This window comes from Aquimarina sp. EL_43 (assembly GCF_943422735.1).
Lineage (GTDB): Bacteria > Bacteroidota > Bacteroidia > Flavobacteriales > Flavobacteriaceae > Aquimarina > Aquimarina megaterium.
Map to the genome: position 1 here is coordinate 2,990,556 of NZ_CALSBR010000001.1, position 20,264 is coordinate 3,010,819.

21 protein-coding genes are annotated in these 20,264 nt (G+C 33.6%); 15 read left to right on the forward strand and 6 right to left on the reverse strand.

The features are described 5' to 3' along the window. Nucleotides 1–42: 42 nt before the first annotated feature. The 5 genes from NNL09_RS12615 (at nt 43) to NNL09_RS12635 (ending at nt 2,227) form a co-directional block, all read left to right on the forward strand. On the forward strand, nt 43–411 hold the full coding sequence (locus tag NNL09_RS12615; RefSeq protein ID WP_196910852.1) for a hypothetical protein: 369 nt from the start codon (nt 43–45) through the stop codon (nt 409–411). Nucleotides 412–413: 2 nt separating this feature from the next. Next, nucleotides 414–1,106 (forward strand): hypothetical protein, encoded by a 693-nt coding sequence (locus tag NNL09_RS12620; RefSeq protein WP_196910853.1) that lies wholly within the window; start codon nt 414–416, stop codon nt 1,104–1,106. A 97-nt stretch (nt 1,107–1,203) separates the two neighbouring features. Continuing rightward, nucleotides 1,204–1,590 carry a hypothetical protein gene (locus NNL09_RS12625; protein WP_196910854.1) on the forward strand — a complete coding sequence of 129 codons (387 nt, stop codon included), beginning with the start codon at nt 1,204–1,206 and terminating at the stop codon, nt 1,588–1,590. An 11-nt stretch (nt 1,591–1,601) separates the two neighbouring features. Then, a complete protein-coding gene (locus tag NNL09_RS12630) occupies nt 1,602–2,015 on the forward strand; it encodes a hypothetical protein (protein ID WP_196910855.1) in 414 nt (137 codons plus the stop codon). 65 nt (nt 2,016–2,080) lie between these two features. Then, the gene (locus tag NNL09_RS12635) at nt 2,081–2,227 is read left to right on the forward strand and encodes a hypothetical protein (RefSeq protein WP_196910856.1); all 147 of its coding nucleotides are present in this window, start codon (nt 2,081–2,083) and stop codon (nt 2,225–2,227) included. A 129-nt stretch (nt 2,228–2,356) separates the two neighbouring features. On the opposite strand, the gene NNL09_RS12640 is transcribed toward NNL09_RS12635, so the two are convergent. The 3 genes from NNL09_RS12640 to pruA all read right to left on the reverse strand — a co-directional run bounded on the left by NNL09_RS12640 (nt 2,357) and on the right by pruA (nt 5,728). Beyond that, nucleotides 2,357–2,824, reverse strand: a complete 468-nt coding sequence (locus NNL09_RS12640) for a GNAT family N-acetyltransferase (protein WP_196910857.1) — start codon at nt 2,822–2,824, stop codon at nt 2,357–2,359. Nucleotides 2,825–2,884: 60 nt separating this feature from the next. Then, nucleotides 2,885–3,994 (reverse strand): FAD-dependent monooxygenase, encoded by a 1,110-nt coding sequence (locus NNL09_RS12645; RefSeq protein WP_196910858.1) that lies wholly within the window; start codon nt 3,992–3,994, stop codon nt 2,885–2,887. Between the two features lie 105 nt (nt 3,995–4,099). Beyond that, nucleotides 4,100–5,728 (reverse strand): L-glutamate gamma-semialdehyde dehydrogenase, encoded by a 1,629-nt coding sequence (pruA, locus tag NNL09_RS12650; RefSeq protein WP_196910859.1) that lies wholly within the window; start codon nt 5,726–5,728, stop codon nt 4,100–4,102. 306 nt (nt 5,729–6,034) lie between these two features. On the opposite strand from pruA, the gene NNL09_RS12655 reads away from it, so the two are divergent. Further along, nucleotides 6,035–6,751, forward strand: a complete 717-nt coding sequence (locus tag NNL09_RS12655; RefSeq protein ID WP_025664979.1) for an NRDE family protein — start codon at nt 6,035–6,037, stop codon at nt 6,749–6,751. Nucleotides 6,752–6,776: 25 nt separating this feature from the next. After that, nucleotides 6,777–7,769: a DUF6695 family protein gene (locus NNL09_RS12660; RefSeq protein ID WP_196910860.1), complete on the forward strand. Its 993-nt coding sequence runs from the start codon at nt 6,777–6,779 to the stop codon at nt 7,767–7,769. Here NNL09_RS12660 and apaG read toward each other — a convergent pair. From apaG to NNL09_RS12675, 3 genes are all read right to left on the reverse strand, one after another. Continuing rightward, on the reverse strand, nt 7,762–8,148 hold the full coding sequence (apaG, locus tag NNL09_RS12665) for a Co2+/Mg2+ efflux protein ApaG (protein ID WP_025664977.1): 387 nt from the start codon (nt 8,146–8,148) through the stop codon (nt 7,762–7,764). The genes NNL09_RS12660 and apaG overlap by 8 nt on opposite strands. Before the next feature lies 1 nt (nt 8,149). Next, complete coding sequence (locus tag NNL09_RS12670; RefSeq protein WP_025664976.1) at nt 8,150–9,304, reverse strand: DUF3667 domain-containing protein; 1,155 nt, start codon at nt 9,302–9,304, stop codon at nt 8,150–8,152. Nucleotides 9,305–9,378: 74 nt separating this feature from the next. Beyond that, nucleotides 9,379–10,647: a DUF5103 domain-containing protein gene (locus NNL09_RS12675; RefSeq protein ID WP_196910887.1), complete on the reverse strand. Its 1,269-nt coding sequence runs from the start codon at nt 10,645–10,647 to the stop codon at nt 9,379–9,381. Between the two features lie 189 nt (nt 10,648–10,836). On the opposite strand from NNL09_RS12675, the gene NNL09_RS12680 reads away from it, so the two are divergent. From NNL09_RS12680 to NNL09_RS12715, 8 genes are all read left to right on the forward strand, one after another. Next, complete coding sequence (locus NNL09_RS12680; protein WP_196910861.1) at nt 10,837–12,192, forward strand: Na(+)-translocating NADH-quinone reductase subunit A; 1,356 nt, start codon at nt 10,837–10,839, stop codon at nt 12,190–12,192. A 4-nt stretch (nt 12,193–12,196) separates the two neighbouring features. Beyond that, nucleotides 12,197–13,423, forward strand: a complete 1,227-nt coding sequence (locus NNL09_RS12685; protein ID WP_025664973.1) for an NADH:ubiquinone reductase (Na(+)-transporting) subunit B — start codon at nt 12,197–12,199, stop codon at nt 13,421–13,423. Between the two features lie 3 nt (nt 13,424–13,426). Further along, entirely contained in the window at nt 13,427–14,182 is a 756-nt protein-coding gene (locus NNL09_RS12690; RefSeq protein WP_196910862.1) for a Na(+)-translocating NADH-quinone reductase subunit C, read from the forward strand. Nucleotides 14,183–14,185: 3 nt separating this feature from the next. Next, entirely contained in the window at nt 14,186–14,878 is a 693-nt protein-coding gene (locus tag NNL09_RS12695; RefSeq protein ID WP_051476030.1) for an NADH:ubiquinone reductase (Na(+)-transporting) subunit D, read from the forward strand. Nucleotides 14,879–14,889: 11 nt separating this feature from the next. Next, on the forward strand, nt 14,890–15,606 hold the full coding sequence (gene nqrE, locus NNL09_RS12700) for an NADH:ubiquinone reductase (Na(+)-transporting) subunit E (RefSeq protein WP_025664970.1): 717 nt from the start codon (nt 14,890–14,892) through the stop codon (nt 15,604–15,606). 2 nt (nt 15,607–15,608) lie between these two features. Beyond that, nucleotides 15,609–16,916 carry an NADH:ubiquinone reductase (Na(+)-transporting) subunit F gene (gene nqrF, locus NNL09_RS12705; RefSeq protein WP_025664969.1) on the forward strand — a complete coding sequence of 436 codons (1,308 nt, stop codon included), beginning with the start codon at nt 15,609–15,611 and terminating at the stop codon, nt 16,914–16,916. Between the two features lie 199 nt (nt 16,917–17,115). Further along, nucleotides 17,116–17,886: a LytTR family DNA-binding domain-containing protein gene (locus tag NNL09_RS12710; RefSeq protein WP_196910863.1), complete on the forward strand. Its 771-nt coding sequence runs from the start codon at nt 17,116–17,118 to the stop codon at nt 17,884–17,886. 92 nt (nt 17,887–17,978) lie between these two features. After that, nucleotides 17,979–20,198: a DUF5916 domain-containing protein gene (locus NNL09_RS12715; protein WP_196910864.1), complete on the forward strand. Its 2,220-nt coding sequence runs from the start codon at nt 17,979–17,981 to the stop codon at nt 20,196–20,198. Nucleotides 20,199–20,264 lie beyond the last annotated feature (66 nt).

The window sequence follows — 20,264 nt, forward strand, 5'->3', positions numbered from 1 at the left end:
AATGTTTTCTATGCTTTAGGAGGAGAATCTGCGAATTTACAAATGGAATCTTTATCTTTGATACCAGGTGCAGGAGTGGCCGGTGGAGTGGGAAGTGTCGTTAAGGGAAGTAGCAAGTTTTTAAGAGGAGGAAAAACCTTTGCTCAGTTTAAATCTTCTTATTGGGCAGGACGTATAAAACCTAAACTAGATCCAATAATTAATCCTAAGACGGGTCAAGTTTGGAAACAATATACTGAACTTCACCATAGGTTTATACCTCAAAGAGCTAAATGGGCTCCTGATTGGCTGAAGAATAATAGACTGAATCTAACTCCTGCATCCAGTTTACGTCACGCTCAAATGGACCCATATCGTGCTAGATTTGCTCCCAAATGGATTAAAGAAATGTATAATTTAAAATGGAAATAGAAATGTTTAATTTATTTAGTAAGAAAAAACTGATCACTGATAGAGATTATGAGTTTCTAATTGCAATAGCGAAGGCTCTCCCATCAGATTACTACTATTTGGCTAATCAAGTTTCCAAAGATTTCATTTTAGATAAAAAGGTAAATCAATTGGGGGATGAAGGTACTTATACACTTGTTTTAAATTCAGAATTAGAAACTAAATATTCGGATAAGTCTTTTCCACAGTTATTTATAATCAAAGATATTAGTATTTGGAATAATATTAAGAGTTCTTTCGAGCAGGTAGAATTGCATATTCTTGAAGGCATGCTAGCGGGTTTTAAGATTAATGCGAAATTAGCTGAGTTAAATTTTAGAAAAATTGACACATCAAAAATTAAAGAAAGGCACTTTAAAAACGAAGAAAAGGAATTCCTAAAGAATCTAATTGGTGAGGTATCTAAGAGTGTTTTATCTCAACTAGATGTAGAATCCACATTTAAGATTGAAATTCCCGAAGGAAACTTCTATGTTATTAAAGACTTAGGCGATGGTAATTATCTTACAATGAACGAAAAGGGTGCTGTTTTTGGAATGATACATGACCCATATGAAGTAGAAAAACTTTTCAATAATAAGGAAGCTTTTTTCAATGATCTAGAATTAGGTAACTTTAGTATAGAACAATACTATAACAAAAAGATGGGTGGATAAAGTATCTCTCTTATTTTACTAAAATAAAGCGGCTATGGTAACATGTTTATTATAGCTGCTTTTCTATGCTTTAGGAGGGGAGTCTGCGAATTTACAAATGGAATCTTTATCTTTGATACCAGGTGCAGGAGTGGCCGGTAGGACAGGAAATGTTGCTAGGACGAGTAATGCTTTGGCAAGAGCATCGAAAGCATCGTTTACAGCAGCTGATGATTTAGGTTCAATATTTGTTAAAAATAAACACCTGAATATAGGTTCTGGCAAATTTGCAAAATTCAATACAACTGATATTGGAATAGCAAGACAAATTGTCCAAGAAGCTTTACGCTCACCCAACGCACAGTTTTTATCCAACCCTAATTTGTCGAACACATTTAGGGTACGTACTAATTTAGGAAGAGTAATTGGTACTAAAGGACAAACTTCTGTTAGAGTAATAGTTGGATTTGACGGCAAAGTAATAAATGCTTTCCCAATCAAATAATTTATATTATAATGAAAATAGAATTTGAAATTACTTCAATACCTGAAGAAAATAAAAAGCAGTATTTTGTTGCTTATTTAGAAGGGACTTTAAGAATCTTCATGAAAGGAAAGCTTTTTTTTGATTCCACTGATTTATTAATTGCCGAACTTGGTATTTTATTAAGAAGATGGGTTGAGAGAATAAGAATTGATCAGTTTGTTGATTTTCTTTATGAAACGATGGATAGTGATGAATCTCCAATACTTTTATTTAAATATAATGGGAAAGATGGTTTTTTAATTGAATCTGTATGGCGAGAATTTGATGCAGATAAAGCTATAGATAAGGATGAATTACTAGAAGCGGTTGAGGACTTCTTACACAGGTTGGATATTGAGTTAAATCAAAAGGGTAATGTGAAATTAAAAGAGCTTATGGAATAAATTGAAATAACTGCTGAGGAGTAATTATACTTATCAAAGATTTGGAAGATGGCAATTATCTTTCAATGAACGAAAATGGGGCTATTTTTGGAATGATACAAGACCCATATGAAGTAGAAAAACTTTTCGATAATAAGGAAGCTTTTTTCAATGATCTAGAATTAGGTAACTTTAGTATAGAACAATACTATAACAAAAAGATGGGTGGATAAAACATCTCTCTTATTTTACTAAAATAAAGCAGCTACAGTAACATATTTATTGTAGCTGTTTGTTTTTTATAAATCTTACTTCATCATAAATCCTTTAGAAAACAGAATTAGAGCTTGTAGAGAGGAATTTTAATCTAAATCACTAAGGTTAACTCGCATTTCAATAAGATGCTTTTTAAAACCAACTTTTTCATAAGCTCGTATGGCTCTTGGGTTTTGATCATAAACTGTAAGGCGTATTTCTTCTAGATTTTTACTTGCAAACCAATCACATAGGTATTTTATGATTTTCTGGCTAACACCTTTTCCTCTATGTTGATCTTTTACATACATAAAACCGATATAGCCCAATTGTTTTTGTTTGAAGAAGTTTTTTCGGTCACGTATCTGCCCATAACCACTTCCAACGATCTCTCCTTCAATCTCGGCAACAACAACCTCTGTGTGATCAGATAAGATATAATCCTTAACACTATAATAGCTTATTTTTTTATCCTGTATCAATGTAGGATCCATTGGGCGCTCTGCCTCAATAATTTTTTGTTCAAAATCCAAAAGAATAGGTAGATCTTCTATTATAGCTGTTCTTATAATCATACTAGGTTGCAATATGTTGTTTTTTTTGTTTTGAGCAAAAGATACATGTATTATTTAAATCTACCAATTCGGAGTTTTGGCAAGAGGTCCATAATCTTCAGTCCAGTTTTTTTCTCCTACTTTTTTTAATCCTAATTTGGCAATCCAATAAGGTAATTTTGAAAGCTTTTCGCGCTTTTGATTGCGGGCTCTGGTCCAGTCGATACGATTATTTCTGTTTTTAGAAAATGTAGCGGCCATGGTGCTCCAATCTTCATTTTTTAATAAGCCAGATAATACAATAGCATCTTCAAGAGCTAAAGCACCACCTTGTGCCATAAAAGGAGGCATCCCGTGTGCTGCATCTCCTATAAGAACAACTCTGCCACTACCCATAACGGGTAGTTTAGGAAGCTCTTCCAGATCATTCCAGTAGGCATTATCAGGGTTCCATTCGTTAAGAATTTCAGGAACCGGAGAGGCAAATTTTTTAAAAGGCTCCATGTATTGCTTTTTGTCAAATGTTTTAAAACCTTTTGTTTTTCTATTTACGTAACAATATGCCGAATTCTCATCGATAGGGATGATGAGAAATTGCCCTACAGCATTTATAAATAAAGTCCAGGAATTGATATCTGTTGGCTTTTTAATGATAAAACGACATACTTGTGCAGTTACTTTTCTTAATGGGATATCTCCCAAAACTAGATTTCGGGTTTTAGAGTATAGTCCATCTGCACCGATAACCAGGTCATACTCTTCTTTAGAGCCATTTGATAGTTCTATTACGACAGAATTCGGGTTTGTTTTTAAACTCTTAATAGTAGTGTTAAAAGAGATATCAATAGTATTTAATCCATCAATAAGAATATCATGAAGTACTTTTCTTTTTATGCCCAGACATGGCTTTTCTCTTCCCCATATTTTTTCGAGATCCAAATCGAGTATTGCCTCTGCTTTGGCGTTCTTTATATTGCGATAATCTATAATAAACCCTTTCTCTCTTGCAGTAGCTGCAAGTCCTATTTTGTCTAAAGCAACAACTCCGTTAGAAGGTAAATATAATCCGGTTCCGGATATTTGCCATTCTGGCTGTTTTTCAATTATCTTGATGTAATATCCTTGATTTTGAAGTATTCTTGCGGTTGCAAGACCAGCAATACCTCCTCCAGCAATTACTATTTTTTTCATATTAAGTTGGTGTGTGATTTTGAGTAAATTTAGAGGTTTTAAGTGGTATGCCCAAACAAAAAAAAGTGCCATTTGGCACTTTTTTATATCTATAATTTATTGAGATTATTCTCCTAAAAATGGGTATCTATAATCTGCTGGAGAAACAAATGTTTCCTTGATCATACGAGGTGATACCCAACGTAATAAGTTGAGGTACGAACCTGCTTTATCATTTGTTCCCGAAGCTCTGGCTCCACCAAAAGGTTGTTGCCCAACAACTGCTCCTGTACATTTGTCATTGATATAGAAGTTACCAGCACAGTTTTCTAATGCTTTAGTTGCTTCTGCAGCCGCATAGCGATCTGTAGAGAAAATTGCTCCAGTTAAAGCATACTCACTGGTTCCGTCAACCAATTTTAGAGTTTCATTCCACTGGTTGTCATCATATACATAAATAGTAATTACAGGACCAAATAATTCTGTACACATTGTAGTGTATTTTGGATCTTGTGCAACAATTACTGTTGGTTCTATAAAATATCCTTTGGATTTATCATAATTACCACCAGCTATAATTTCTACATCAGCATCGGTCTTGGCTTGATCGATATACTTAGCCAGTTTGTCGAATGACCCTTCGTGTATCACCGCAGTAATGAAGTTACTCATGTCTTCTGGCGATCCCATTTTAAAAGAATTAACATCTTCTATTATGTATTTCTTTACATCAGGCCATAAACTTTTTGGGATATAAGCTCTGGATGCAGCACTACATTTTTGTCCTTGAAACTCAAATGCTCCACGAGAAATACCGGTTGCAACTTGTTTTGCATTTGCACTAGGGTGAGCCATAATAAAATCCTTACCACCAGTTTCTCCTACAATTCTTGGGTAGGTTTTATAATTATGAATATTAGTTCCGATTTTTGCCCAGATATCTTTAAATACGTGAGTGCTTCCTGTAAAATGTATTCCTGCAAAATCAGGACTGGCTAATACAGTATCTGTAATCATTACAGGATCTCCATATACTACATTGATCACACCATCTGGTACGCCAGCTTCTTTAAAAATATCTACAATAACTTTTGCAGAATAGATCTGACTATCACTTGGTTTCCATACTACAGTATTTCCCATTAGTGCGGCACTGGCAGGAAGATTTCCTGAAATCGCAGTGAAGTTAAAAGGAGTAATTGCATATACAAATCCTTCTAATGGTCTGTACTCTAATCTGTTCCAGGCTGCAGATGTAGAATCTGGTTGATCTTCATATATCTGAGTCATATATTCTACGTTAAAACGTAGGAAATCTATAAACTCACATGCAGCATCAATTTCTGCCTGAAATATATTTTTAGACTGCGCAAGCATAGTAGCTGCGTTAATCTTTGCACGGTATGGTCCTGCGATAAGTTCTGCAGCTCTTAAAAATACAGCAGCACGTTGTTCCCATGCTAAGTCAGCCCATTGCTTTCTGGCTTCAAGTGCCGTGTCAATTGCTTTTTGTACATGTTGTTTTTCTGCCTTATGATACGTTCCCAGATTATGCTGATGATCGTGTGGAGGCGACATAGTAGCAGTGTCACCTGTTCTTATTTCTTCACCATTAATATATAAAGGTACGTCTACGGTAGTATTATACATTGCTGAATACGCTGCCAGAACTTCTTCTCTTTCCGGTGTTCCGGGAGCATATGACTTTACAGGTTCGTTTATTGCAGTAGGAACTTGAAAAAAACCTTTTCCCATGATGTAATGTGTTAATTTAAATTAGTAAGATGTATTTATCTAATGAATTTGTTATTCAAGATAGCAAAGATAGAAAATTATATAGGCTAAAATCTATTTTAACCTTTTATACCAAAAAAATCTGTAAAATGCTCGAATTCATATTTTCTTCTTCATGTTTTTGGGGTTGTGTTCATCTTTTGTATTGCAGGCTATTTTAGAATAATCATAGGATGTTATAAAGAGTTGTTTCTTCATTTGGCATCTAAAGATATAGAGTATGTATTTTTTTTGTAAGTTGTGAGATATTTAGCCGACCCAAAATTTATGTGTACAGTTACTTTAGTCCCAACTCAAGAAAATAATTTTATACTAACCTCTAATCGTGATGAGGCGGTAAATCGAAAAACATTGTTTCCTGAATTTTATCAGGTAAATAAAACCAGGATGCTGTTTCCCAAAGATGCCGTTGCTGGTGGCACCTGGATAGGTGTTAGCGATAAAAATACTATGATTTGCTTGCTTAATGGCGGGTTCGAAATCCATGAAAGATCGTCGTCATACAGACAGAGTAGAGGAGTTGTTGTGAGAGATTTATTGGGAGCCGATGATTTAGAGAAGGCAATTCATGCATATAATTATAAAGGGATAGAGCCTTTTACAATTGTAGCTGCAAATTGGCAATCTGATCTTTTGCTTTTTGAACTGGTTTGGGATGGACAACAAAAACATCTTAGGAGATTAGAAAAGAAAACCCATATATGGTCGTCTTCTACTTTGTATACTAAAGATATGAAAGCAACACGTAAAAAGTGGTTTGCTTCTCATGAAAACCAGAATGTGCTATCTCCGAGAACACTTTTAGATTTTCATAAAAATGCAGGAGTAGGAGATAAGGATGTTGATCTGCAAATAGATAGGGGGTTCTTGAAAACCAGAAGTATTACTCAAGTTGTAAAGAATGAAGAAGAACTTTCTATGCGATATGAGAATCTGCAAAATAAAGAAATAAGCACTGTTGTTTTTGAAGCTATAACAGCTTAAGAAAACTATCTAAATTTATGCAAAATTGAATTATACAGGTAAAATAATTTCACTTGCTTATCCTGATACATTTGTAAAACACTCAGATGAACCTTCGACCAAAGTACTTTTGGCACTGGGATTAGGAAAACATAGTTATATTAAAGCCGGGCACGCTGCTTTTGTTCTTATTGAAAATAAAACAGGCCAGGCCGAATACTATGATTTTGGAAGATATATTACTCCGCAAGGATATGGCAGGGTAAGAAGTGCCGTTACCGATGTAGAATTGGCTATTCCGTTTAAAGCTATTATTACACCTGAGAAAAAATTAGGTAACGTAGAGGAGTTTTTGCTTTGGTTAGAAGCGAATCCTGATAAGACACATGGTGATGGCCGATTAGTTGCATCGGTATGTGACTATATTTATTATGAGGAGGCAAGAGATTATGTGTTGTCTGTTCAAGAGAAAGGAAGTATTCCTTATAAAGCTTTTGGAAAAGAAGGAAGCAATTGTTCTCGAATTGTTACCGATACGATTTTGGCAAGTACAGATTATGCTAAAATCAGAAAGCCATTATTACGTAATAAACTATTTACACCTAGTCCTCTGGGAAATGTAGAAAAAGCAGCCATAGGTAATCCGATTTATCAAGTAGAACAAGGGAAGTTGCATGTGTATCCGGGATCTGTTTTTAAAGAAAATCTCACTAATTATTTTGATAAAAATATACCCGAAACCAAACATAATCAAACTGTAAGACCAAAAGAGGTTTTAAAAAATGCTCATTTTCTTTCGGGTACAGGTAGTAGTGCGTATTTTATATTAAACAAATCTTTAGAAAAGGATCTATTCGAAATTAAGAGATATACCGAATGTGGTAAAGAAGATTTTAAGGGGCTCTTTGCTGTTGCAGAAGGGTGTTTTAATATCTTAAAGAGTTATAGTTTTGTGTATGATTCTAATTGTAAGTACTGTCATGTAGAGCAAAACGGAAAGAAGATCAGGTTCGAATTGGTAAAGAGAATTGTTAATTAAGTGCAAAAGGTGCGCTTAATTTGAAACCAGGGATCATGACCTTAAATTTTCTGGTAGATGTAAAATTAACCATATTGTAGTGCCCTTTCATTGCTCCAAAAGGAGAACTAAGTAAGCAACCACTATTATATGTATGGGACTCACCAGGCTTTAAAACTGGCTTTTTACCAATTACACCTTCACCTTCAACAATCTCAGTATTATTTAAAGCATCTTTGATTTCCCAGAAACGGGAAGTAAGTTGTACAGAATCTTTACTTTGATTTTCTATTGTAATTCGATAACCAAAGGCAAAGTGAATCTTATAGTTCTTATAGAACGTACCTTCAAAAGTTGTATCCACCGAAATTTTTATTCCTCTGGTAATTTGCTGTACCATATCAAAATATAAACACAGATCCTATTATTGTTAATACAGAACCGATTCCTGCTAAGATAAAAAATAATACATTCACAAGCAGAAATTTAACAATTGTTTTGATTCTTCCTTGGTTATAAAATTTCCGCATAGCTTTATATAGATAAAATAAGAAAACAAGCATTGCAATCCCAAAAAGAGCATTAATGTTGGTGATTTTGGCAATCAAAATAGAAAAACCTATGACGATAAAAAACATGGTTTGAGTGTGAAATATAAATACAAGATGCTCCATGTAATTAAAAGGTCTTCTAATGTATATGAGCCAAATGCTTAAGGCAAAAAAGGGAAGAAAGAAGAATATGATGAAAGGTAATTTATTAAATATAAATTCAAAGAATTCTTGTCCATAGTTTTCCTCTATTGATTTGGTTTTTAGAACTCTATGGTAGATGTATTTGTTAAATTGATTTCTTTCGTGTTTTAGTTCTGATAAAGCTCTATAGGTAGATTTCTCTTCTGTTTTGTCATAATAATCTTCATACATCGACCATAGTTTAAAGCCTCTTTTAAAAAAACCAATACTATCAATCTGTTCTTGTGAATAATAGGTAACTTCTTCTGGTTTGGTCAAGCTGTCATTTAGTAAAGGAAACCCCTCAACTTTTAGAATTCCTTCACTAATTTTTTCTTTATCTGATTTAGAAATACCATTAGTAGCTAATATTTGATCATTAATTTTATGTTTTAATGAATCATCCATTTTGATGCTTTTTTTGATTTCGGTAATAGCATCTTTTCCAACGTTGACTTTGCCTTCAACTTCTGTCCTAAAACCATCAAAATCAATAAATAAACCGTTAATGATAAAAAAGATAATAGAAACACTAAGGTAAAACCGAAATGGGTTAGCATATTTTACTCTTTTACCTTGGGTGTATTCTTTAGAGATTTTTCCAGGCTTAAAAAGTAATGCAATAATAGTGTGTCTTAAACGAGAATCATAAGAAAAAATACTTGCAAAAAACTCATTAAAAAAATCCTTAAGTGATAATCTTTTTTTGGTGTTAATTTGCCCGCAATTATGACAATATCGATCAATAACATCTAATGGTACACCGCAGTTAAGACATTCGCTACCGCGATACTCTTTTAAGAATCTTCCCGTTTCTTTCATTTTTAGTTGATAGTTTCCTTACGGGACTAAAATAGTAGTATTTTATTACAATCTAAAAAATGAATGTACTTATATTAATTTGTAATGTTAGCTGAGTTCCCTGTTCCTTTTCCGATAACCCTATCATAACGCGCTCCGGGAGCTCTGTAATAAGGTAGTACAGTATACTCATTTTCGGTTTCATCAAAATTACCACTAATAAAACCTGGATCTATAGTTCCGTCTGGTCTTAAGAGGACATATTTGTAATTATAAAATCCTTGTTTAAAAATGCTTTTGTTGAAGTATCCGCCACTTTCTTTATCATATTGAAGAAGTGTTGATTCATCAAGAGTATAGTTGTTGAAATTGCCATAAAGATGAATTTCTCCTCCTTCCAGAGGTTCGTAACATTCTAATGAAAAATGCATCCACACATAATCTGCTTCGACATTATTATTTTCGGCATCCAGGTTTCTGATCACAAAATTCCCATTGATATCGGGGTTGTATGTGTATCTTCGATTAGCTCTAACTCGATTAGAGTACAGGTAGTTGTGGTAGATGTCTTTTAGTTCTATGCCTCGTGTGCTTACTGTAGATGCTCTAATGTCTTTACTGTCAAAAAATAAAAATTCATTTCCTCCCCAAAAACTAGACTCCTGATCATATTTGTATACTAGACTATTAGCAATGGTGAATTGAGGAACCAAATTGGTAATTGCATTTTTGAGATCGTTATTTTGCATCACCAAAGTTTTTACTGTTTTTCGAGGATTTCTTAAAATTTCATTTGGTGAGTTTATTTCGAATTGAACAGATTGTTTGGTGTCTATGTGTTTGAGATCTCTAGATCTTTTTGTGTATACTTTTACAGATGTTAAGGGTTCATAGACAATAAATTTTCTAGAGAATACAACTTCGTCATCTTCATCGTATATTTCTATAAGGTAGTTTCCGCTTACTTTAAGCCTTCTGGTATCCTCGTTTGGGATGCTTAAGGTGTAATGGCTATACATTTGTAATGTATTAAAAGAATTCTCATAGTTTACAATTCTAATTTCATCAAAACCGTCCAGATATTCATTTTTATATAAAGAAGAAGGTGTCCAATCAAAGTTATAATGACTTATTCTGTAATAATAGTCAGATTCATCGCCATTAATATCATCAAAAGTGATTTTAAAAGGATCTCCAAGTTTAAGTATAGGTATTCCAGAGAATTCTGCGCCTGTTAGTAGCTGGATTGTTTTAATGTGATCGGCAGTATTGACTTCGTTTACAGTAGATTGACCAAGAAAGGTGTAAGGAGCAACAATGTGCAGTAGTAGAAATAGTAAGGATGGTTTAAATCTTTGTGACATCATATAAAGAATTGCGGGTATAAATATAAGCAAAATGTGTGCCTAAAGAATAAAGAGTGTTTTTTTAAGTCGCAGATCACTATTTAGAAGCATTATAAATAATATCTTATAACAAAACCAGCTTTCACTTACGTGTTTTAATTAGTAAATTTGCACGATTTTTTTAGTTAATTAACATAGACTACAAATATGTCAAAAGACATTCGTATCAGAAAAGGCTTAGACATTAAGCTTGTTGGCGAAGCAGAAAAAGTTACTGTAGATGCCATAAGAAGTAATGTTTACGCAATTAGGCCTGACGATTTTCACGGTATAGTACCAAAGGTTGTTGCTAAACAAGGTACAGAAGTTAAAGCCGGCGAACCACTTTTTTATTCAAAATCTAATGAAAAAATGCTTTTTCCTTCTCCTGTAAGTGGAGAGGTAATAGAGATTGTGCGTGGTGCCAAAAGAAAGATTTTAGCTTTTAAGATTCTTGGAGACAAGGAACAGAAACATGCAGACTTTGGTGTAAAGGATGTGAATTCTATGAGTGGGGACGATATTAAAACCCACCTTTTAGCATCAGGTTGCTGGCCATTTATTAAACAACGCCCCTATGATGTAATCGCTAATCCTGATGTAGCTCCAAAAGCTATTTTTATTTCAGGATATACAACTGCTCCTTTGGCAGCAGATAGTGATTATGTATTAGAAGGAAAAGAAAAAGAACTTCAGGCTGCAGTTACTGCTTTAAGCAAATTAACTGAAGGCAAAGTGCATATTTCTGTTGGTAAAAATGGAAATTCACCACTATCTGGCCTAGAGAATAGTACAATTCATAATGTTTCGGGGCCTCACCCTGCAGGAAATGTGAGTGTACAAATAGCCAAAATAGATCCTATTAACAAAGGAGAAACAGTTTGGGTAGTAAATCCACAAGATCTAATCGTTATTGGAGAATTGTTATTAACTGGGAAATTTAATGCAGAAAGAACAATAGCTTTGGTTGGTTCGTCTGTTAAAACTCCTAAATATTTTAAAACCAAGATTGGGGCAGAGGTGTCATCAGTAGTATATGCTTCTGGAGTACACGATGAAGGAAATATAAGGGTGATTAGTGGAGATGTACTTACCGGAGAAAATGTAAAGCCAGATGGTTACCTTGGATATTTTCATAATACCATAACAGTTATTCCCGAAGGAGACGATTATGAACTTTTTGGATGGAATAAACCTATTTTCAATAAGATTTCACCTTCTAGAGCACTTACTTTTTCATGGTTGTTTCCTAACAAAAAGTACGAGCTTACCACCAATACAAATGGTGAACACAGAGCTTTTGTAGTTACAGGAAATTATGAAAATGTATTTCCGCTAGATATTTATCCGCTACAATTACTTAAAGCATGTGTGGTAAATGACTTAGATGCAATGGAACAATTAGGAATGTATGAGGTAGCTCCAGAAGATTTTGCTCTTACAGAGTTTATATGTGTTTCTAAACAACCACATCAACAAATTATAAGAGAAGGGTTAGACCTAATGTTAAAAGAAATAGGATAGTGCTATGGGATTAAAAGATAAATTACATAAACTAAAACTTAAGTATAAAGACAAAAAGATTGCCCCTGCATTTAATGCAATCCATACGTTTTTATATTTACCTAATGAGACCACACATTCTGGTGCTCATGTTCGTGGTGCAGATGATTTGAAACGTACCATGAATACTGTAATCATGGCTTTAGTACCATGTTTGATATTTGGAATGTTTAATGCTGGATATCAGCATCACTTAGCAGCAGGAGAGATAGAAGCCGTAACTAATGGTTTTTTTAGTTCAGGGTTTTGGTCCTTGGATAACCTAACAGTAGGATTATGGAAAGTATTACCACTAGTAATTATTTCTTATGGGGTAGGACTTGCAGTAGAAATTTTGTTTGCGGTTATTAAAAAGCATGAAGTAGAAGAAGGATACCTTGTAACAGGGATGTTAGTTCCTTTAATTGTACCGGTAGATACTCCATTATGGATGTTAGCCGTTGCGGTTATTTTTGGAGTTGTGATTGGTAAAGAAGTATTTGGAGGAACAGGGATGAATATTCTAAACCCTGCTCTTACCATTAGAGCATTCTTATTCTTTGCATACCCAACCTGGATGTCGGGTGATAAGGTATGGGTTCATGGAGCTGTAGAAAGAGCTAACGAAATAGCTGGAGGAGCAGAACTTGATGCTATGTCTGGAGAAACTGTTTTAGGTGCTTTGGCTCAAGGAAAAGAACTTACCTATTCAGTTTCGGATATGTTTTTAGGATTTATACCAGGTTCGGTAGGAGAGACCTCCGCAATATTAATTTTATTGGCCGGATTATTCTTAATCTTTACAAAGATAGGAAGCTGGAGAATTATGGTAAGTGCCGTATTAGGTGCTTTGGTAATGGGATTGATCTTTAATGGAGTGGTAAGTGCAGAATGGATTAATGAAGGAAGTAAGTTTTATAGTCTTATGAGTACAGAATTCTGGCATCATTTAATTATTGGTGGATTTGCTTTCGGAGTTGTTTTTATGGCAACTGATCCGGTAACAGCATCGCAAACCAACAAAGGAAAATGGATCTATGGATTTCTTATCGGATTTATCTCAATACTTATTCGAGTATTTAATCCAGCATATCCAGAAGGAGTAATGCTTGCTATTTTATTAATGAATGTATTTGCTCCAACTATTGATCACTATGTGGTTCAAGGAAATATCAAGAAAAGAATGAAACGTTTAAAACTAAAAACGGCGTAGATCATGGCAATTAATACAGATAAAAATTCATATACAATCATATTTGCCATTGCAATGGTGGTTGTGGTTGGTTCTTTATTAGCATTTACTGCATCTTCATTGAAAGGAAGAATAGATGCTAATAAACGTACAGAAAAACAGCAGAATATTCTATTTGCTATGGGAGTTGCAGATACCGAAGATCCTAATGAGTTTGTACCTGCAGAAAAAGCACAGGAGTTGTTCGATAAATATGTTGGTGATGAGCAATATATCATTACTGGTAGTTCTGCAGAGAAAACAAGTGACGCTTTTAGTATAGAAGTGAAAAAGGAAAATGATAAAGTAAAGCAGGATCCTAATTATGAAAGAAAACTTCCTTTGTTTATAGGTAAGAAAGACGGAGAAGAGTTTTATGTAGTTCCGATGAGAGGTAATGGATTATGGGATGCAATTTGGGGGTATGTTTCTTTGGATAAAGAATTTAAAACCGTTAAAGGAGCATTTTTTGACCATAAAGGAGAAACCCCGGGATTAGGAGCTAATATTAAAGAAGCATATTTTAGAGATGATTTTATAGGAGAAAGCATATTAGATGCATCAGGAAACTATAAAGGAATTACTGTGAAAAAAGGAAATGCAGATCCTAAAAATGAAGATAAAAGTGATAATGAAGTAGATGCCATGGCAGGAGCAACAATAACAGGAGATGGTGTTACAGCAATGGTAAAGAAGGGAATAAAGATGTATCAACCTTATTTCGAAACTTTAAAAAAATAACAAATGGCTGAAGTAACAGAAGAAAAAGTTAAAGTAAAAGAGCCTAAAGAGCCTTTGTTTTCAAAGAAAAACAAGAAATTACTAACAGACCCTCTTGCCGATAATAACCCAATTACTATTCAGGTATTAGGGATATGTTCTGCTTTGGCGATTACAGCACAATTGAAACCTTCAATTGTAATGGCAATTTCGGTAATCTTTGTATTAGGAATAGGTAATGTGGTTATTTCTTTGATGAGAAATATCATCCCTTCAAAAATTAGAATTATTGTTCAGTTAGTAGTAGTGGCAGCTTTGGTGATCATAGTAGATCAAGTCCTTAAAGCATTTGCCTATACCTTAAGTAAAGAACTTTCTGTATTTATAGGATTGATTATTACCAATTGTATTATCATGGGACGTTTTGAAGCATTTGCTTTAGGTAACGGGCCCTGGAAATCTTTTCTTGATGGAATTGGTAATGCAGCCGGTTATGGAGTGCTATTGATTATAGTAGCTTTCTTTAGAGAGTTATTAGGATCAGGTACCTTGTTTGGTGCTAAAGTATTAGGAGATCCAATAGAAAAAACAGGATTATATGCTTTGGGATATGAAAATAATGGATTTATGGTATTGGCCCCAATGGCATTAATTACAGTAGGGATCATTATCTGGATTCAAAGAAGTAGAAATAAAGCATTAATAGAAGATCATTAAAATAAAGAGACATGGAATATTTAGAATTATTTTTAAAATCGATCTTCATAGATAATATGGTATTTGCATTCTTCTTAGGAATGTGTTCATACCTTGCTGTATCTAAAAAAGTGTCTACTGCGGTAGGACTGGGTGCTGCAGTAATATTTGTATTGGCAATTACAGTCCCATTAAACTTTTTATTAGATAAGTATATTCTTAGAGAAGGTGCTCTAGTATGGTTAGGACCAGAATATGCTGATTATGATTTAAGTTTTTTAACCTTTATATTGTTTATTGCTACGATTGCAACTATGGTACAATTGGTAGAAATAATAGTTGAGAAATTTTCACCATCATTATATAATTCTTTGGGTATATTTTTACCGTTAATTGCAGTAAACTGTGCAATTCTTGGAGGATCATTATTTATGCAACAAAAAGAATTTGCAACGATTTCCCATGCAGCCGTATATGGTATAGGATCTGGTATAGGATGGTTTTTAGCTATTCTTGCTATCGCAGCAATCCGTGAAAAAATTAGATACTCTAATGTACCAGCTCCTTTACGAGGATTAGGAATTACATTTATTCTTACAGGATTAATGGCAATTGGTTTTATGAGTTTCGGAGGAATGTTAACAGGAGGAGATGAAGAAGAAAAGAAAGAACCTAAAGCTGTTCAGGTTGAAAAAAAAGAGACTACAAAAGAAGTAGCCGAAAATACTAACGTTACAATACTTAAATAATTATGATATTTTTAGCATCTACCGTTGGAACAATAGCGATAACCATTATTTCATTTTTGGTTCTTATCCTGGTGTTGGTAGGAATTTTATTATTTGCAAAAGATAAGTTACTACCATCTGGACCTGTAAAGATTACCATTAATGGTGAAAAAGAAATTGAAGTAGCTTCGGGAGGTACATTACTATCAACTTTAGGAGCTCAAAAAATATTTTTACCATCTGCATGTGGTGGTGGTGGAACCTGTATCCAGTGCGAATGTCACGTACTAGAAGGTGGAGGAGAAGCGTTGCCAACAGAAACTCCGCATTTCTCTCGTAAAGAGTTACAACATGGAGCACGTTTAGCTTGCCAGGTTAAGGTAAAACAAAATATGAATATCGAAGTTCCGGAAGAAGTATTCGGAATTAAGAAATGGGAAGCTGAGGTTGTACGTAATTATAATGTAGCGTCTTTTATCAAAGAATTTGTAGTTCGTATTCCAGAGGATATGGGATATAAAGCAGGAGGATATATTCAGATTGAAATTCCACAATGTGAGATTAAATATTCAGATATAGATATCACTGCTCACCCAGAAGAACATGAAACTCCAGATAAGTTTCAGGCAGAGTGGGATAAATTTGGTCTATGGCCATTAGTGATGAAGAATGATGAAACTGTAGAGCGTGCTTATTCTATGGCTTCTTATCCTGCAGAAGGAAGAGAGATTATGCTTAATGTACGTATTGCTACGCCACCATGGGATCGATCTAAAAATGGATGGATGGATGTTAATCCAGGAGTAGCTTCATCTTATATCTTTGCTCAAAAACCTGGAGATAAAGTAGTGATTTCAGGACCTTATGGAGAATTCTTTATAAATGAATCTGAATCAGAGATGCTTTACGTTGGTGGAGGAGCAGGTATGGCGCCAATGCGTTCTCACTTGTATCACTTATTTAAAACCTTAAAAACAGGTCGTAAAGTAACGTATTGGTATGGTGGTCGTTCTAAACGAGAATTGTTCTACTTAGATCATTTCTATGACTTAGAGAAAAACTTCCCGAACTTTAAATTCTACCTTGCGTTATCAGAACCATTAGAAGAAGATAATTGGAAAGTTAAAAGTGATATCGATGCTGAAGGAGATGGATTTGTTGGGTTTATACATAACTGTGTAATCGATAACTACCTAAATCATCATGAATCTCCAGAAGATATAGAACTATACTTCTGTGGGCCACCATTAATGAATAAGGCAGTACAGAAAATGGGAGAAGATTTTGGTATCCCAGACGAACATATTAGGTTCGATGATTTTGGAGGTTAAGGATAATCTTTCAGATATAATATAAATAAGAAACCGATACTTTTAAGTATCGGTTTTTTTTGTAGAAATATATAACAGCTCCTGTCAAAAAATTATATATGTATATTTATTTTCCTCGATAGCAAAAGATAATTTTAACCTTTTGTTGAATCATGATACTCAGATTATTAATATTTTTATAAACTAAATGTTTGTTATAATGAGGTCAAGGATTACTTTAATTTCGGCTTTTTCAATAGTAAACCTGTTAATAGGAAGGTTATTTCAGGAAAGCCTGCAAATTATTTGTTTTTCAGAACTTATTGCTGTTGCAGTTTCCAGCTTTATATTTTGGAATCTAGCTATGCCTCAAATCAAACGTACGATTCGATATTGGAATGTATTTACAACTCCTAAGCATATATTAGCCCATAGTGGCATGGCAATTTTTACAAGTGTTTTAAATATAGTAATAAGCCAGGCTTTAATTTTATTTTTGATGCTATATGTATATCAATGTACTTCGCCAAGCTTCAGTTTTATAAATGCAAGCTTAACCAATAATATAGCTTTAAATCTTCTGTGTTATTTTTCATTGGTGTTTTATAGTATGCAGAGAAATCTTAAAAAAGATACTCCTATAGAAAGTAATGTGCCAACGCCATCTAATTCGAATAATAACTTTGTAAGCTTAACTTATGGAAATACAAAAAAGATCATTCCGATCGAGGATATAAAATTTATAGAGGCATCGAATAATTGTATAGTTTTTAATACTAATGAAGGGAAATTTGTTAGATATCAAAGCCTGAAATCATTTTTACACGAGTATAATGGTGCTGATTTTAAACGAGTACATCGATCATATGCGGTAAACATTAAGTATGTTAACTGTATTCAAAAAAATAAAAATGGAGATGGCGTTATTACACTTACAGATAATAAAAAAATTAAACTTAGTAGAACGTACCGATCATCGTTGGTGATGTAGTTAACTCCTCTTTTTACCCCTTTATCGCCTCATATTACCCCTTTTCTTTTTTTAAACTAATATGCATATCAGATGTTTGTTAAAAAATAAGCATGATAAGAATTGCATTAATATGTTGTAGCATTTTATGTTGCTCACATTTTTTTGGCCAGGAAAATACAGAAATCATAATCAAAAAAACGAATAGTAAAATTATATTAGATGGGTATGTTAGTGATGAAGAATGGAAAGGAAATCACACTTTTTTATTTCATGAGTTTACTCCAAATTGGAATCAAAAGGACAGCTTAACAACGGTACAAATAACTTTTGATGATAATTTTATATATTTAGGAGTACATGCTAAAGAACCAGAACCAGATAAAATAATTAATAGAAATTTACTTAGAGATGGATGGTATGGTGACGATTTTATTGCTTTTGGAATAGATCCTAATCAAACCAAAAAGAATGCTTTGGTATTTAGTATATATCCCTCTGGTAGTCGGTACGATATGTCTATCTCTAATGATGGAATTCCCTTGGGAGACTCTACATTTAACCCGTCTTATGACATGATATGGGAGGGGAAGACTCAAATTACAGAAAAAGGCTGGTCTGCAGAGTATAAGATTCCTATTTCAAATTTAAGATTTGTAAAAAAAGAAAATCAAATAAAAGCAGGAATATCTGTAGTTAGAACACAAAATCACCGTAATAGAAGTATGAGAATATTACCATTGCCGCCACAAAATATTCCAAATGCTACAGAAACACCATCGTTGTACCATCCCATAGTTTTTGATAGTTTACATCCCAGAAAACAATTGCAAATAACACCCTATGCGTTAGGTTCTGTTGGGAGTTCTTACAATTTTGATACTAATGAATATCGAAAACAAAATGATAATAATATAGAAGCAGGTATTGATGTACGGTATGGTATTACACCAAAACTTACTTTAGATATTAGTGTTAATACAGATTTTGCTCAAGTAGAAATTGATGATCAAATCGTTAATATTAATGATAGAGTAAATGTTTTTTTGCCCGAAAAACGAAGGTTTTTCCAAGAACAAGCTGGGTTGTTTGATTTTAATGCCGGTGTACTGTCACAATTGTTTTATAGCAGAACTATAGGTATCAATAGTGGAAGGTTAACTCCGATAATCGGTGGAGTACGGTTAACAGGGCAGGTTAGAAACGCTGATGTTGGATTTCTTTCGTTACAGACAGAGGGAGTAAATTTGGGTGATGAAGGTAGTGTGTCATCAGAAAATTTTAGTGTATTACGATTCAGGAATAAAGTGCTTAATGATAAATCTTTTGTTGGTTTTATGGCTACCAATCGTTTGAGAAAGGATTATTTTAATACGGCAATAGGTTTTGATGGCGTATTTAGCTTGCCCAAAAGTCTATATTTTATTCCATCAGTATCGACTACTGTCGAGAAAGACACTAATGATTATGATTTGGCCGAAAATTCTAGAGTTTCATTAGTATTAGATAAGCGTAAACAAGATGGATTGTTTTATAGAGCAGCGTATGAGTTTTCTGGTAAGCAATATAATCCGGGAATGGGGTTTTTATTACGAGAAAAACACCATAATCTTTATGGGAGTTTAAATTATGGAAATTACAATAGTAATAAAGATGAAGCTTTGTTTCAGTATACCAGATGGACTCTGATGAATTCAGATTTATATTATACCACAGATTTTTCAAGGGTTATTACATGGTATAACAGAAGTTTTTGGACAGGAAGGCTATTTAATGGAGATAGTTTTACTGTTTTTGGGCAAGTACAGTATGAAAATTTAGAAAAACCTATACGTTTCACAAATACGCTCGAAGCTGCTATTGGGGATTATATGTTTTATTATTTTGGAGCTTCCTACTCCCCGGGAAACCGCCGTAATATTCAATTTCCTGTCGGTATAGAATACGGTAAGTTTTATGAGGGAACCAACTTGAAATTAGAAATCAAACCAACTATAAATTTTGGGAAACATTTTAATATTGAATCTTCCTGGAAAGCAAATTATATCGTATTTGATAAACAAAATACAGAAGAATGGATACATGTTATACAGACAAAATTTAATTGGGCATACAATCTTCATCTTTCGGGTAGTATAATAGGCCAATATAATTCGGTTTCTGATCAATTATTAACAAGTGCTCGATTGCGCTACAATGTTAAGGATGGTCATGATATATATCTGGTTTATAATCAAGATTACAACATAGACAGGCAGTTAACGACTCCAAATTTGCCAGAATACAATAATCAGATATTTACCATTAAATATTTATATACTTTTTTTAAATAAATTATTTCACTGTAAATGGGTATACGCAATTATACTGGTTTTTTTATTTTTGAGTATAAATGAGGT

Coding starts and splice junctions, on each gene's coding strand:
- NNL09_RS12615 (WP_196910852.1), top strand. CDS start 43: ATGGAATCTTTATCTTTGATACCAGGTGCAGGAGTGGCCGGTGGAGTG.
- NNL09_RS12620 (WP_196910853.1), top strand. CDS start 414: ATGTTTAATTTATTTAGTAAGAAAAAACTGATCACTGATAGAGATTAT.
- NNL09_RS12625 (WP_196910854.1), top strand. CDS start 1,204: ATGGAATCTTTATCTTTGATACCAGGTGCAGGAGTGGCCGGTAGGACA.
- NNL09_RS12630 (WP_196910855.1), top strand. CDS start 1,602: ATGAAAATAGAATTTGAAATTACTTCAATACCTGAAGAAAATAAAAAG.
- NNL09_RS12635 (WP_196910856.1), top strand. CDS start 2,081: ATGAACGAAAATGGGGCTATTTTTGGAATGATACAAGACCCATATGAA.
- NNL09_RS12640 (WP_196910857.1), bottom strand. CDS start 2,824: ATGATTATAAGAACAGCTATAATAGAAGATCTACCTATTCTTTTGGAT.
- NNL09_RS12645 (WP_196910858.1), bottom strand. CDS start 3,994: ATGAAAAAAATAGTAATTGCTGGAGGAGGTATTGCTGGTCTTGCAACC.
- pruA (WP_196910859.1), bottom strand. CDS start 5,728: ATGGGAAAAGGTTTTTTTCAAGTTCCTACTGCAATAAACGAACCTGTA.
- NNL09_RS12655 (WP_025664979.1), top strand. CDS start 6,035: ATGTGTACAGTTACTTTAGTCCCAACTCAAGAAAATAATTTTATACTA.
- apaG (WP_025664977.1), bottom strand. CDS start 8,148: ATGGTACAGCAAATTACCAGAGGAATAAAAATTTCGGTGGATACAACT.
- NNL09_RS12670 (WP_025664976.1), bottom strand. CDS start 9,304: ATGAAAGAAACGGGAAGATTCTTAAAAGAGTATCGCGGTAGCGAATGT.
- NNL09_RS12675 (WP_196910887.1), bottom strand. CDS start 10,647: ATGTCACAAAGATTTAAACCATCCTTACTATTTCTACTACTGCACATT.
- NNL09_RS12680 (WP_196910861.1), top strand. CDS start 10,837: ATGTCAAAAGACATTCGTATCAGAAAAGGCTTAGACATTAAGCTTGTT.
- NNL09_RS12685 (WP_025664973.1), top strand. CDS start 12,197: ATGGGATTAAAAGATAAATTACATAAACTAAAACTTAAGTATAAAGAC.
- NNL09_RS12690 (WP_196910862.1), top strand. CDS start 13,427: ATGGCAATTAATACAGATAAAAATTCATATACAATCATATTTGCCATT.
- NNL09_RS12695 (WP_051476030.1), top strand. CDS start 14,186: ATGGCTGAAGTAACAGAAGAAAAAGTTAAAGTAAAAGAGCCTAAAGAG.
- nqrE (WP_025664970.1), top strand. CDS start 14,890: ATGGAATATTTAGAATTATTTTTAAAATCGATCTTCATAGATAATATG.
- nqrF (WP_025664969.1), top strand. CDS start 15,609: ATGATATTTTTAGCATCTACCGTTGGAACAATAGCGATAACCATTATT.
- NNL09_RS12710 (WP_196910863.1), top strand. CDS start 17,116: ATGAGGTCAAGGATTACTTTAATTTCGGCTTTTTCAATAGTAAACCTG.
- NNL09_RS12715 (WP_196910864.1), top strand. CDS start 17,979: ATGATAAGAATTGCATTAATATGTTGTAGCATTTTATGTTGCTCACAT.